The organism is Methylobacterium sp. P3_A11, assembly GCF_056403155.1.
On sequence record NZ_JBFUGA010000139.1, the window covers coordinates 1 to 12,780 of the forward strand.

14 protein-coding genes are annotated in these 12,780 nt (G+C 74.4%); 5 read left to right on the plus strand and 9 right to left on the minus strand.

The window, feature by feature from the left end:
• On the minus strand, nt 1-400 hold a 400-nt coding region (locus tag AC1DXK_RS27740), incomplete at its 3' end, for a phage tail tip lysozyme (protein ID WP_477299507.1).
• A gap of 85 nt (nt 401-485) precedes the next feature.
• On the opposite strand from AC1DXK_RS27740, the gene AC1DXK_RS27745 reads away from it, so the two are divergent.
• Nucleotides 486-1,040 (plus strand): GDSL-type esterase/lipase family protein, encoded by a 555-nt coding sequence (locus tag AC1DXK_RS27745; RefSeq protein ID WP_457108405.1) that lies wholly within the window; start codon nt 486-488, stop codon nt 1,038-1,040.
• 49 nt (nt 1,041-1,089) lie between these two features.
• Here the strand turns inward: AC1DXK_RS27745 and AC1DXK_RS27750 are convergent, their stop codons facing one another.
• A complete protein-coding gene (locus AC1DXK_RS27750) occupies nt 1,090-2,346 on the minus strand; it encodes a DUF2793 domain-containing protein (protein ID WP_457108406.1) in 1,257 nt (418 codons plus the stop codon).
• A gap of 18 nt (nt 2,347-2,364) precedes the next feature.
• Nucleotides 2,365-6,261, minus strand: coding sequence for a baseplate multidomain protein megatron (locus AC1DXK_RS27755; protein WP_477299508.1), 3,897 nt, complete (start codon nt 6,259-6,261; stop codon nt 2,365-2,367).
• A 143-nt stretch (nt 6,262-6,404) separates the two neighbouring features.
• Here AC1DXK_RS27755 and AC1DXK_RS27760 point away from each other — a divergent pair, with 143 nt between their 5' ends.
• Both AC1DXK_RS27760 and AC1DXK_RS27765 read left to right on the plus strand, forming a co-directional pair.
• Complete coding sequence (locus AC1DXK_RS27760; protein WP_457108407.1) at nt 6,405-6,695, plus strand: type II toxin-antitoxin system RelE/ParE family toxin; 291 nt, start codon at nt 6,405-6,407, stop codon at nt 6,693-6,695.
• Nucleotides 6,692-6,973 (plus strand): helix-turn-helix domain-containing protein, encoded by a 282-nt coding sequence (locus AC1DXK_RS27765; protein WP_457108408.1) that lies wholly within the window; start codon nt 6,692-6,694, stop codon nt 6,971-6,973. The genes AC1DXK_RS27760 and AC1DXK_RS27765 overlap by 4 nt, the downstream gene beginning before the upstream one ends.
• On the opposite strand, the gene AC1DXK_RS27770 is transcribed toward AC1DXK_RS27765, so the two are convergent.
• From AC1DXK_RS27770 to AC1DXK_RS27780, 3 genes are read right to left on the minus strand one after another with little or no spacing between them, the layout of a single operon-like run.
• Nucleotides 6,917-7,459 carry an NlpC/P60 family protein gene (locus AC1DXK_RS27770; RefSeq protein ID WP_457108409.1) on the minus strand — a complete coding sequence of 181 codons (543 nt, stop codon included), beginning with the start codon at nt 7,457-7,459 and terminating at the stop codon, nt 6,917-6,919. The genes AC1DXK_RS27765 and AC1DXK_RS27770 overlap by 57 nt on opposite strands.
• Nucleotides 7,456-8,331: a DUF2163 domain-containing protein gene (locus tag AC1DXK_RS27775; RefSeq protein WP_457108410.1), complete on the minus strand. Its 876-nt coding sequence runs from the start codon at nt 8,329-8,331 to the stop codon at nt 7,456-7,458. Before AC1DXK_RS27775 ends, AC1DXK_RS27770 begins: the two co-directional genes overlap by 4 nt.
• A gap of 9 nt (nt 8,332-8,340) precedes the next feature.
• Nucleotides 8,341-8,982, minus strand: coding sequence for a phage distal tail protein, Rcc01695 family (locus AC1DXK_RS27780; RefSeq protein ID WP_457108411.1), 642 nt, complete (start codon nt 8,980-8,982; stop codon nt 8,341-8,343).
• A gap of 398 nt (nt 8,983-9,380) precedes the next feature.
• On the opposite strand from AC1DXK_RS27780, the gene AC1DXK_RS27785 reads away from it, so the two are divergent.
• Nucleotides 9,381-10,298, plus strand: a complete 918-nt coding sequence (locus tag AC1DXK_RS27785; protein ID WP_457108412.1) for a TauD/TfdA dioxygenase family protein — start codon at nt 9,381-9,383, stop codon at nt 10,296-10,298.
• A gap of 37 nt (nt 10,299-10,335) precedes the next feature.
• Here AC1DXK_RS27785 and AC1DXK_RS27790 read toward each other — a convergent pair whose 3' ends face one another.
• Nucleotides 10,336-11,118: a class I SAM-dependent methyltransferase gene (locus tag AC1DXK_RS27790; protein WP_457108413.1), complete on the minus strand. Its 783-nt coding sequence runs from the start codon at nt 11,116-11,118 to the stop codon at nt 10,336-10,338.
• Between the two features lie 81 nt (nt 11,119-11,199).
• On the opposite strand from AC1DXK_RS27790, the gene AC1DXK_RS27795 reads away from it, so the two are divergent.
• Nucleotides 11,200-11,982 carry a helix-turn-helix transcriptional regulator gene (locus tag AC1DXK_RS27795; RefSeq protein ID WP_457108414.1) on the plus strand — a complete coding sequence of 261 codons (783 nt, stop codon included), beginning with the start codon at nt 11,200-11,202 and terminating at the stop codon, nt 11,980-11,982.
• Between the two features lie 28 nt (nt 11,983-12,010).
• Here AC1DXK_RS27795 and AC1DXK_RS27800 read toward each other — a convergent pair whose 3' ends face one another.
• Both AC1DXK_RS27800 and AC1DXK_RS27805 read right to left on the minus strand, forming a co-directional pair.
• The gene (locus tag AC1DXK_RS27800; protein WP_457108415.1) at nt 12,011-12,583 is read right to left on the minus strand and encodes a phage tail tape measure protein; all 573 of its coding nucleotides are present in this window, start codon (nt 12,581-12,583) and stop codon (nt 12,011-12,013) included.
• The coding region (locus tag AC1DXK_RS27805) for a phage tail assembly chaperone (protein WP_477299509.1) at nt 12,583-12,780 on the minus strand (198 nt) is incomplete at its 5' end. The genes AC1DXK_RS27800 and AC1DXK_RS27805, both read right to left, overlap by 1 nt.

Here is a 12,780-nt window from a genome sequence, read left to right on the forward strand (position 1 = left end):
CGCCCGGGCGCTCGAAGCGCCGGCACACCGTCTCGGTGGCGGCTTCCAGGGTCGGGGCCGCCCGCAGGGCCGCCAGGGCCGGCGCCTCGGTTGTGCGCAGCTCGACGCAGAGATAGCCGTAGCCCGCCTCCGGCGAGGCCGGGTCCAGGCCGCGCGCCCGGCACCAGGCCTCCATGGCGACGCGCCGGGGTCCGGTCCACTGGGCGAGCCCCCACCCACCCCGGGAGCCGGGCACCGCGGGGCGGAGTTCCTGGAGCCGGCCGAACCCGCCGGTCTCGTGGCCGAGATTGCCCAGGAGGCCGGCGGCCTGGACCGCGCTCAGGCCGAGATCGCGCATCAGGCGGGGGCCGAGGCGGCAGCACGCGGCCGCGAAGGCATCCCTGTCGGCAGGACTGGGCATGGGGGGCTCCGCTCGGTGGCGCGCCCGGCACCGCCGGGCTAAGGCGACCGCGCGCGCCCCGGGGCGCGGCGCGGAAGGGGGAAGCGTGGGACGCGGACAGGACCGGCCGCTCGTGTTCATCGGCGACTCGATCACCGCCGCCTGGGGCATCGTCCGGGCGGAGACCTTCGCGCGGCAGGGCTTCGTGGCCCGGGGCGTGCCGGGCCAGACGAGCGGGCAGATCCGCGCCCGGTTCCTCCGGGACACGGCGGGCGCGCGCGGCGTGCATCTCCTGTGCGGAATCAACGACATCGCGGAGATCGGCGGCCCGGTCTCCGACGGCGAGATCCGCGAGAACCTCATGGCCATCGGGCGGATGGCGTTCGAGGCCGGCCTGCCGCTGACCATCGGCACGGTCATGCCGAGCGACTTCTGGGGCTGGCGCCCCGAGCTGCGCCCGGTGGCGCGGATCCGTGCCCTGAACGGCTGGCTGCGCGCCTATTGCGCGGCCGGCGCCGCCGGCCTCGTCGACTACGACGCGCCCCTCGCCACCGAGACGGGAGAGCTCCGACGCGCCTTCACCGAGGACGGCATCCACCTCAACGCGGCGGGCTATGCGGCGATCGAACCCACAATGCTCGCGGCCCTCCTCCCCGCCTGACGGGGCACGCGATTCGTCGGGATGTCCCGGACGCAGGGACGACGAGTCCTCAGGTGCCCACAGCGAGCCAGTAGATCGGAACGGATGCGGCGCCCGTCACCGTGCCGGCCGCCGCGCGGCGGCTGCGGAGCGTGAAGCCGGTCGCCGCGACGTCGCTCACCTGCGCGGCGTGGAGCGCGTCGCCCGCAGCGGTGGCCGGCTGGGTCCAGACGCCCAGGCAGGCACTCGGAAACGCGCGATCGAACGTCACCGCGACATCCGCATCGGCGCCGGTGACGAGCCCCCATTGGAGGGTCAGGCCGCCCGGGAGCTGGACGGACCCGTTGGCGCCGAGCGTCTGCGCACCGATCGCGAGCGGCGTCCCGTCGGCGCGCTGGTAGTGGCGCACGCGCCAGCGGCCCGCCGCGTCCGAGGTCGCGATGCAGGTGTCGTCGGGGGCCGTGACGAGGTCGGCCCGGGTCGGCAGCGCCAGCGTTCCGGCCGCGTGGACCAGGGTCGCGGCCCCGGCGAAGCGCACGAACCGCTCCCGGTCGGCCGCGCGGCCGAAGCTCGCGATCCGCGCCGCGCCGGTGACGAGGACCCGCCGGGTCCCGGTGGCGCCGAGGTCGGTGGTGGGCGCGGCGTCGAGAACGGCCTCGGCCGAGGCGAAATCGATGCCCCCCGTCGTCGCGCAGGCGGTGAGCGCGGTGGCGAAGGCGGACCCGTCCACCGACACCTTCAGGGTGAAGTCGTCGCTCCCGAGGGTCCCGAGCAGCGCCCGGGCCGTGTAGCCGGTCTCGAAGACCAGGGCGGCGTCGCAGGCCGACGCCTTCCTGTTGACGAAGACCCGCATGTCGCCGGAACCCGGCGTGGCGTCGTCCCAGGTCAGCAGGGCGGAATCCGCCTTCAGGGCGAGGCGGTTCGTGGCGTCGGCGCCGGTATTGATCCCGAGGCGATCGACGCTCTGGATCGCCGTCAGCGTCCGGCGGAAGCTCGTCCAGGCCGCGCCATCGAAGACGTAGAGGTCGGCCTCGTCGATCAGGTAGGCGAGCCACCCGGCCCGCGGGACCGCACCGGTCCAGACGCCGTCGGCGTAGCGCACCACCTGACCGGCGAGCCCCGCCCAGGCGCCCCCGGGCTCGGACGCGACCACGAGGTAGCGGTCGCCCTCCGCGGGGCTCGGCGGCGGGGCGGCGAGGTCCTTGTCCAGGCAGGCGAGCTGGACGAGGGCGTCGAGGCGATCGAGCGCCTCGTTGTGGGTGACGTGCTTCTGGGCCTGGCTCGCGGCGATCAGCGGCAGGCCGAGATGGGGCGTGGCGTCGGACATGGGGCGGCTCCCGGGCAGTCAGGCCGAGCGGACGGGGATGCGGGCGCGGCAGGGGAGCCCGGACCCGGCGACGGGGTCGAGCTGCGCCACGGCGACGTCGAGATGCGTCTGGGCCACGCCAAAATCGGCCGCCTCGTCGGCGTAGAGGCAGTGCTGGGCCTCGGACCGGAGCGTGCGCCGGGCCGTGCCATCCGCCGAGAACACCGTCACCGCATAGGCCTCCGGCGCGTCGAGGGGGATCTCAGCGGGCTCCCAGGCGTCCCCGTCGCGGCGCGACCGGCGGATCCAGGAGAGCCGCACGCCCTCGCCGGTCCGCCGCGCTCGGAGATGGACGGGCCGCAGCGGCGTGAGCGCGGCGAGGCCGGCCGTGGCCGTGAGGTCCGTGAAGGCCGGGTCGCCCGGGTCGCTTCCGGCTGGACCGATCCGGTAGCGGAGGCTGCGGCCGACCTCGTCCAGGCGCTCCACCAGCGGCACCACCGCGCCGTCGTCCAGGCGCACGATCAGGCTGCCCGCCGGTCTCGCCCGTCCCGCCGCCGCCTCGCTGCCCCCGAGCCCGCGCAGGAGGCCCGACAACCGGTAGGTGTCGGGTCCAGTGAGCACCGCCTGCGCGGCGCCGAACAGTTCCACGACGCCGTCGGCGCCGAGCAGCGCGAACAGGTTGCCCCCGGCGAGCAGCGCCGCCGTGCCGATCGACGCGAGGGCGCCGCCGCGGCGCAGCGTGACGTCGAGGGTCACGCCCCGCTGGATCCGCCAGAGCGGCCCGGCGGGCAGCGCCGAGAGGGTCCGTCCGAGGCAGGCCGGGTAGTCGACGAGACCGTGGAGGGCGAGCGGGCCTGCCCCCTCGGCACGCCACACCGCCGCCCCGCCGGGCCACGGCTCGGCCGCGACCGCGAGGTACTGCAGGATCGACGGGCTGCCGCGATCCACCGGCAGGTCGAGGGCGAGGGCCAGCGGCGGCCCGGGGAAGACCGGCGGCGCCACATCGGCCTGGGCTCTGCTGCGGGCCAGCCCGCGCCCGGGTCCGGCCCGGGGCGGCACGCCGCTCGCCTCGATCCGGCGGCCCGTGGGCGCATCGTCGATCCGGTCGATCCTGCGCAGCACCGTGCCGCCCGGCACGTCGGCCGGCACGGCCAGGAGGTCGCCGGGCGCCAACTCGACCCGTCGCGGGCTCACGGTGAACAGCGCGGTGTCGCGGGCCGCGATCAGGCGGTCGAGCAACGCCTCGGCCAGTCCGTCGCCGGTCTCGCGGCGGGTGACGATCGCCGCCTCGACCCGGATCTCGCGCCGCCGCTCGCCGGCGGGCCGAACGGCCGCCGCCGCGGCGCGGCGGTAATCCGGGCTCTCGGACTCGGTGATCCCCAGTTCCACGGAGCGCGGCAGGGCGCTCTCCTCGGCCCGGACCTGGCGCAGGACCGGCCGATCCTCCGACAGCCGGACGAGGTCGGCCTCGGCCAGGACCACGGGCCGGTCGCGGCGGGGACCGCGCAGATGCAGGGTCCCGGCCACCGCCGAGACATCGAGGCCGTAGACCTGCGCCAGGGTCTCGAGGGCGCCGCGCGCGGTGAGCGGCCGGTCGATCACGTAGCCGTCGAGATAGGCGGCGGCCTCCACGGAGACCGGCGCGTCGAAGCCGAAATCTTCCAGGATCCGCAGGACCAGCAGGTCGAGGTCGCAGCCCTCGATCCGGCCGGTGATCCAGTGGCCGACGCGCCAGTTGGCCGCGTCGGCCCAGACGCCCCGCACCGCTGGGAAGGCCGGGAAGGGCCGCGCGTCCCAGGCCCAGACGAAGATCCCGTCGGGATCGACCATGCGGCCGCCATAGACCGGCGAGACGGGGTTGTCGGCGTCCCGAAAGCCCGGCCCGGCCGGGTCGAACCGGGCGAGGATGGCCGCGACCCCGCGCAGCTGGATCAGCTCGTCCCGGAGGCCGCGGGATTCCGGCGGGTAGGCGCCCTCGGCTGATTTCGGGTCCGGGAAGACGTTGGGACCGTTGGTGCCCTTGTCCACCGCCGGAACGCCGACCTCGGTGAGCCAGATCGGCTTGCAGCCCGGCACCCAGGCGGTGGGGCGGGTCTCGACGCCGCCGTCGCGCTCGACATGCGGGCTCGACCACCATGCGACGAGGTCCTTGGCCCGGAAGATCCACGGCTTTCCGGCGGCCCCGTCGGTGATCGGCCTGCGTGCCTGGGCGGCGCGGTCGGCCGCGTCGGCGTAGTACCAGTCGAAGGCCTCGCCGGACGCGCCCCGCGCCCTGAGGTAGGCCCGGTCGGCGATGTCGCCCGTCACCGCCAGATCGGCGTGGTCCGGGCCGTCGCGCCAGTCGGAGACGGGCGGGTACCAGTCGATCCCGACGGCGCCGATGTTGGGATCCGTGAAGAGGTCGTCGAGGGGGAAGCGGACCGTGGCGCCCCCCTGGGCGACGTGCGCGCCGTATTCGGTCCAGTCCGCGGCGTAGACCAGCGTCACCTCCGGGCCGAGGCGGGCGCGCACGGCGGCGGCGAGGCCGCGCAGGGCCTGGACGGCCGGATAGCCGGCAGCCCCTCGCACCCGGGTCAGGCCGACCAGCTCGCTGCCGATCACGAAGCCGGCGATCCGGACGCCCGCGTCCGCCCAGCCGGCCGCGAGGTCGGCGTAGTGGAGCACCGCGGCACGGTATCCGCCGGCGAAGAACGCCGCGACCTGGACGTCGGCCGCGCCGGTCCCGTCCGGACTTCCCGGGAGGCCCGGCGCCGGATCGCAGGTGATGCGCCCGCGCCAGGGATAGGCGGGCTGGGCCGCACCTAGGGCATGCGGATCAGGCAGCGTCGTGCCGGCCGGCACGTCCATCATGACGAACGGGTATAGCGACACCGCGAGGCCCCGGCGCGCCAGCTCGGCCACCAGCCGGGTCAGGCCCGCATCCGCGGGGGTCCCGCCGTAGGCCGGGCTGCCGTCCGGCAGGGTCGAAACCGCCTCGGCCCCGTCGCGGGTGATCCCTGCGACGCGCCAATCCTCCGGGAGGGCGCGCTTCTGGGCGCCCTCGACCTTCGGCACCACCCGGCAGGCGCCGGCGCGCAGGTCGGTGCCGAACCACGTTGCCACCACGGCGACCCGGCGCAGGTTCGGGCAGAGCGCCTGGAGGGCGTCGAGGGAGGCGATCACGTCGGTGTCGCGCTGGAGCTGGTGGCGGTTGGCGGCCTCGGTCCGGCCGAGCCCGAGATCCACGGTGACGCGGTCCGGATCGAGGCCGAACTCGCTGGCGCCGGGGATCAGGTCGACGGCGCGCACGCGGCCGAACAGGCCGTTGACCGGGCGGATCACCTCGAAGGCGAATTGCGGGACGCGGTTGCCGAAATCGGCGAGCGGCAGGCGCTCGAACACCACGTAGGCGAGGCCGCGGTAGGCGGGCGCGGTCTCGGCCCCCTCCTTGGCGACGATGAGCGGGTCGGGCGGCTGGTCGGGGCCGCCGGTATGGACCCGCAGGGTCAGGCCGACCTGGTCGATCTCCCTGCCGTCGGCCCAGATCCGGCGGACGCAGGCGATCTCGCCCTCGCACAGGCCGACCGCGAGGTTCGCGAAATAGGCGTAGCGGGTCGTGACGGTCTTCTGACCGCCCAGGCCCTTGGCGGGGGTCGCGGCCCGCTGCACCGTGGTGTTGGCGATCTCCAGCGGACGCGTCGCCCAGATCAGGCTGCCGCCGATCCGCGCCCGGCCGTAGACCCGGGGGATCGGGTCGCCCTCGGTGGAGGTGAGCCCGGCAACGTCGGCGAGCCGCGGCCCCTCGACGAAGCGCGTGTGCGGCCCGGAGCCCGACAGGGCGCCCCCGAGCGCCGAGCCCGCGACCGAGCCGAGCGCCCGGCCGACCAGGCCGCCGATCGGGCCGCCCAGCGCGGTGCCCACCGCCGCGCCGGCCGAGGACAGGATCAGCGTCGCCATGGGGGGCTCCGGGGCCGTCTCGTGCGGCGGCGTTTGCAAATATACAAAAAATTGTATAACCCGATCTCGGTCGCGGCGATTGGGGCAACGCTGTAGGTCGGCAGCCGATAGGCGTCGCGTTCCGCGGGAGCGCACTCGATGACTTGCGGGCTTTTCCTCAGGATGCCCGGCGCGCCGCCGGCTATCAGATCGACCGCGTTCAGTCCGGCCGCGATCCGGACGATTGGAAGCCGATGCCCTCGATCGGTCCGGGCGTCCGGGAAATCCGTATCCGGGAGCCGGGCGGCGCGTTTCGCGTGATCGACGTGGCAAAGTTCTCGGACGCCGTGTTCATTCTGCACTGCTTCCGCAAATCGACGCAGAAGACGGCATCCGCCGACATCGCACTGGCGAAGCAGCGATACGCAGACCTCGTTCGTGAGCTACAATCGTGACGGACAAAACCTTTGACACGATCTGGAATGCCATAGAGGACTCGCCGGCCGAGGCCGCCCACATGCGCATTCGTTCGACCTTGATGATGGCTCTGCGTGATCACATCGAGCGAACGGGCTTGAGCCAGGCAGAGGCGGCGAAGATCTTCGGCGTCACGCAGCCGCGCATCTCGGACCTGATGCGCGGGAAAATAGACCTGTTCGCCATCGACTCGCTGGTCTCAATGCTGACCGCGGCCGGGCTGCAGGTTGAGCTTCGCGTCGCCGCGGCGGCCTGAGCCGACCTCCGGAAACCGGAACACCCCCGTCACGTGCCGCCGCCACCAGTGGGCGAGCGCCACCTCCGTGACGGCCGCGCCGTCGTGGGCGTGGATCATCGCGCCGTCGCCGGTGGCGATGGCGCAGTGGCGGGCCGGGAGGTGGCGGCGGAAGGCGAAGAGCAGCACGTCGCCCGCCCGCGGCGCCGGGACCGCGAGCGCTCCGGGCAGCGCTCCGGGCGCCGGTACCAGATGGCGGGCCGCCGCCTCGGCCAGGGGATCGGTCCCGGGCGCGGCCGACTCGGCCCAGGTGCCCGAATAGGGCGGCGGCACCTCCGGCTCGGCGCCGTAGAGGCCGCGCCAGACCCCGCGCAGCAGCCCGAGGCAGTCGCAGCCCACGCCCCGCAGCGAGGCCTGGTGCCGGTAGGGCGTGCCCAGCCACAGGCGCGCCTCGCCGAGCGCCGCAGCACCGATATCCTGGCCGATCGCCCGCCGCATCGCGCTCATCGGAACAGGCTCCCGCCGTCGAGGAGGGGGTGGGAGCCCGGCACGGCCCGCATCACCGCGTCGTTGCCCGGCATGTGCGGAAAGCCCTGGAAGTTGCGCACGTTGGCGAAGCGGTCGCGGCAGGTGGCGAGGCGCTTGTCGCAGCCGGCCGAGAGGTCGAAGCCGTCGCCGGTCGCGACGGGCCGGGGCGGCGGAGTCCAGAGTTCGACCAGGGGGCCGAGCTGCAGCCGCACATCCGCCGCGTGCCCGGCATTGGACCCCGCCGTCCAGGTGAGCCGCCCGCCCGTGAACAGGCCGTCCGCGAAGGCGCTCGCGAGCGAGACGGACAGCGTCGCCGGCTCGGGCAGGCCCGTCACCCGGCCGGTGGTCGTCCACGGGGCGCGATCCACCCGGCAGCGCGCGTCCCCGAGATCGGCGCCGCAGGTGGCCCGGTAGGTGCGGCCGCGCTCGGCGCCGAGCCGGTGCGTCAGGCCGCGCAGCTCCGCCACGAAGGCGTCGCCCTCCCGGCGCACCTCGCCGATCGTGGCGACGTCGATGAGGAGCCGCGTCCCGGGATCGGACCAGTCGACCAGCCAGGTCTCGACCGCGGCGCCGTCGTAGAGGCCGCCGGCGATGTCCGCCTCGGTGAGGCCGAGGCTGCTGAGCGCCCCGGCCACGTCGCCGCCCGAGACCGCGAAGCCGAGTTCGGCGCTGGCCTCGGCCGCCTCCAGCCCGGTGCGGGCGGCGTGGACGAGACCCGCGACGGTCAGGTCGCGGTCGTGGTCGGTGAAGCCGAGGGCGAGCCCGTCGCGCCGCCGCAGGGACCAGCAGCGGCACAGGGTGGTCACGCCGCCCGCGAGATGGGCCGCGAAGGCCTCCGGGATGTCGCGCATGGCTCCTCCTCAGGGCACGATCTCGACGAGGGGCACCTTCGGGATCTCCCCGGCCGTGAAGGCCGCGAGGTCGATGGTCAGTTCGTCGGTGTCGAAGCGGACCGGCACGTCGAACGCGAAGCCCGCCGTCACGGCGGCCCCCGCGGGCGGCACGTGCCCGGCCGCGAAGGCGACGAGGCCGGTGGTCGGGTCGCACGCGAAGGCGCCGGCCTCGATCTCCCGGCCCGCCACCGCCACCCGGACGCTGCCGGCCACCGGCTTGGCGATCCGGCGGCGGTAGGGGGCGAAGCCAGCGCCATAGGCCTTGACCAGCGGGAACGACGCCGTGGTGCCGTCTCCCGTCCCGAGGAGCTGGTCGAGGGGGCCGATCGGCCGGCCGGGCGGCCCGGAGCGGCAGTCGACCCGGTCGCGGAAGCGGAAGCCGTAGAGCCGCCCGCGCCGCTCCTCGAAGAAGGCGAGCACGGCGTGGAGGGCGTCCAGGCCGCGCATCCCGAACCCGGCCTCGTAGCGGCGGCGGGAATCGGCCCAGCGGCCGTTCCGGTGCTCCCGGCCCGAGGCCAGGGTCACGATCTCGGTGAGCCGCTGCGGGCCACCGCCGGCGCTCAGGGAGACGTCGAGGGGGAACAGCACCTCGTGGAAGTCCGAAGCCATGGCGGTCCTTTCCGGTTCGAGTCGCGACAGGGCCGCGCCGGTCATCCGCGCCACCGCCGTCAGCGCGCGCGCAGCGAAGCGACCCAGGGCAGCGCGACATCGGTGCACGGGGTGCCGCTGGATGGCTCCGCTCCGCTCGCAAAGACGGTCGCGGTGCCCGGCCTCGGCGGGACCCCGCGCGAAGTCGGGGAATGTCGTCGCTACCGGATGCAGGCCGCCGAAAAGAGTCTTGCCGGAAGAGCGAGAAAATAAAAAAATCCGTTCATCGACAAAATACGGCGGTCGGTCGAAGATCTTCATACCGAAACGGATATGTTCTGAAGTCCATCCGTTCAGAACATCTCGGTTCATCGCGCGCTCTGCACGCCGCCTCGCCACCCTGCCAGGGACATCTTCCGATGACCGCCATCGCTCAGCCCCTCCACGCATCAGCCCCCGCCCTCGACATCCGCCGCGTCGCCGGCCGCATCGGCGCCGAGATCCGCGGCGTCGCCCTTTCGGGGGACCTCGACGACGGCACCGTCGCGGCGATCCGGCAGGCGCTGAACACCCACAAGGTCGTGTTCTTCCGCGACCAGGACCTCGACGAGGCCGGGCAGGAAGCCTTCGGCCGGCGCCTCGGCGACCTCGTCCCGCATCCGACCGTGCCCTCCCTCGCCGGCACGGCGGGGGTCCTCGACATCGACGGCAGCCGGGGCGAGCGGGCGAGTTCCTGGCACACCGACGTGACCTTCGTGCCGGCCTACCCGGCGCTCTCGATCCTGCGGGCCGTGACCCTGCCGCCCTACGGCGGCGACACGCTCTGGGCCAACACGGCGGCGGCCTACGCGGACCTGCCCGAGCCCCTGCGCGACCTCGCCGACAGGCTCTGGGCGCTGCACTCCAACGTCTACGACTATGTCGGTGGCCGGGTGAACGTCTCGGAGGCCGGGCGGCGGCGCTACGACGAGGTGTTCACCAAAACCGTGTTCGAGACCGAGCACCCGCTGGTCCACGTCCACCCGGAGACCGGCGAGCGCGCGCTGATCGTCGGGCACTTCATCCAGCGGATCCTGGGGCTCACCACGGCGGATTCGCAGCATCTGCTGGCGATCTTCCACGATTACGCGACCCGGCCCGAGAACACCGTGCGCTGGTCGTGGCGGACGGGCGACGTGGCGATCTGGGACAACCGCGCCACGGTCCACCGGGCGGTGGACGATTACGGCGCGGCGCCCCGCGTGGTGCGCCGCGTGACGATCCAGGGCGTCGCGCCGGTCAGCGTCGACGGCCGCACCAGCCGGGCGCGGGAGACGGAGGCGCGGAAGGCGGCGTGAGCGAAGGCGGGAGCCGGATCCCGGCTCCCCGCCAGGCTCAGGAGGCCGCCTGCGCCCGGCACGCCGATGCTTCGACGGAGATCACGTCGAGCGTGAACGAGCCGTCCGGCTCGATCTCGAAATACGTCGCCGTCTCGCTGGCGGCGCTCCGTTGCAGCGATCGGATCGCCGCGCGGTGGGTCTCGGGCGTCTGCATACGCCCCACCCAGACCGGGTAGTGCATGCGCAGCCGGCGCGACCGCGTGGCCCGCACGCGAAAGCCGGCACGGGTCAGCGCCGCCTGCCACTCGGCGCCCGTGTAGTTGCGGGCGTGCGAGGGATCGCGCAGGACCTCGACGGCCTGGAGATGCGTGTCGAGTGCGGCATGCCCCGGGGACACGACGTCGATGAAGATCGCGGTGGCCCCGTCTCTCAGGACCCGCCGCGCCTGCTTCAGGCCGCCCTCGAAATCGCGCCAGTGATGGGCCGAGAACCGGCAGCCAAGGAAGTCGAAGGCCGCGTCGTCGAACGGCAGGCGCTCGACCGCCGCGACCTGCGTGCCGATGTTCGACAGGCCGCGCTCCCGCGCCGTGCTCGCGACGGCCTCCGTCATCGCCTGCGCGAGATCGACGGCGGTCACGGACCGGGCATGGGGCGCCAGCCGGTAGGCGACGTGCCCGCCACCGGTGCCGAGATCGAGGGCGCGATCGGGCTGCTCGCGGGCGGCGGCCGCCTCCAGGGCGTCGAGATCCGCACCGGCGGCATGAACCGCGCTCGTCACGTAGGCGCGGGCGCGACTGCCGAACTGGTCGGCGACGACGGTCTCGTGGGGTCGGGACATGGATCGTTCTCCTCCGCCCTCGACAGACCCGACCGCTCAACCTGTTACAAGGGACAATCTTATCCTGTTATAAGCGCCACCATGATCACCGACGCGCAGCGCCGCTTGCTGGGACGGTTCGTCCGCTCGCACAGGGAGCGCATCGCCCCCGACCTGCCGGGGCGGCGGCGACGGACGCCCGGCCTGCGGCGCGAGGAACTGGCGGCCCGGGCCGGCATCGGGGTGACGTGGTGCGCCTGGATCGAGCAGGGGCGCGACGTGAGCGTCTCGCCGGGGACGCTGTCCCGCCTGGCGATCGCCCTGGCGCTGACCCCGGCCGAGCGCGCCTACCTGTTCGAGTTGGCCGGCCGCCGCGATCCCGACGCGCCGCCGTCCGTGGCGGCCTCCCCGGCGCCCGAGGCGATCACGGCGCTGGTCGACGCTTTGGCGTGTCCCGCCTACGGTCTGGACCGGCAGTGGAATGCCTGCTGCTGGAACGCGGCGGCGGAACGCCTGTTCGCCGACTGGCTGGGGCACGGACGGCCGAAGAACCTCCTTCGCTACACGTTCCTCGCACCGTCGGCGCGGGACCTGCTGCCGGATTGGCGCGAGCGGGCGCGGCGCGTCCTGGCCGAGTTCCGCGCGGATTACGCCCGCCTGATCGACGATCCCGGCCTGAACGGCCTGATCGCGACGCTGAAAACCGAGTCGGAGTTGTTCGCGTCCGAGTGGGAAGCGCAATCCGTGATGGCGCGGGAGGGCGGCTCGCGGGCCTTCCGGCACCCGGAGGATGGCCCCCTCACCTACACGCAGCACACGTTCAGCCCGGCCGAGCGGCCCGACTACAAGCTCGTCACCCTGGTGCCGTGTGCGCCGCCCGGATAAGGATGCGCGCCGCCGCCCCGGGGGACCCTCACGTCGCCCGCTGGCCGCGCGCCACCGCCCGAGCGAGGCTCGCGGTCACCTGCGCCTCGGAGCGGCGGAAGGCCGCCGGATCGGCGGTCGCGATGTTGACCGTCACGGAGACCGGCCGCGCCGCAGCGCCGCCCGCGGCGACCCCGAGGCGGCCGTCCGGCCCGCGGCCGAGGGGCAGGATCGCCTCCGGGCCGGCCTCGCCCATGAGGCCGGTGCCGCCCGCCATGGGAAAGTAGGTCGGCGCGGCCACGACGCCGCCGGCGGCGAAGGGCTGGACGCGGCCGCCCCGGAACACGCCGCCCCGGGCGAAGCCGGTCTCCGACCCCGCGCCCAGCATCCCGTTGATGAGCCCGGCCACCCCCGCCTGAATTGGCCCGGCCGCCGCCCGCGCCGCCGCGCCGGCGAGGCGCGCCCCGAGGGCGCCGAGCACGCCGTCGAGGCTGCGACCGGATGCGGCCCCGCGGGTCAGAGCCGTGTCGAGGCTCCGGCCGAAACTCTGCGCCAGCCGGTCGAGGGTCTCGAACTGCTTGATCCGCGCGTCGCCCTGCACGTCGGGTTCGATGTCGGCCATCAGGTGTCTCCGGTCGGGTCGGGATGGGCGGCGAGCAGGCGCTCGAAGGCGGCGCGGGTCATCGGCTCCGGACCGGAGCGTCGGCCGAGCGCCGCGGCGAACTCCCGCGGCGTCGCCGACCAGAAGTCGCGCGGGCGCCAGCCCAGCGCGCCGAGGCCGAGGGCCAGGGCGTCGTCCCAGGGGAAGGTGCCCGGGGC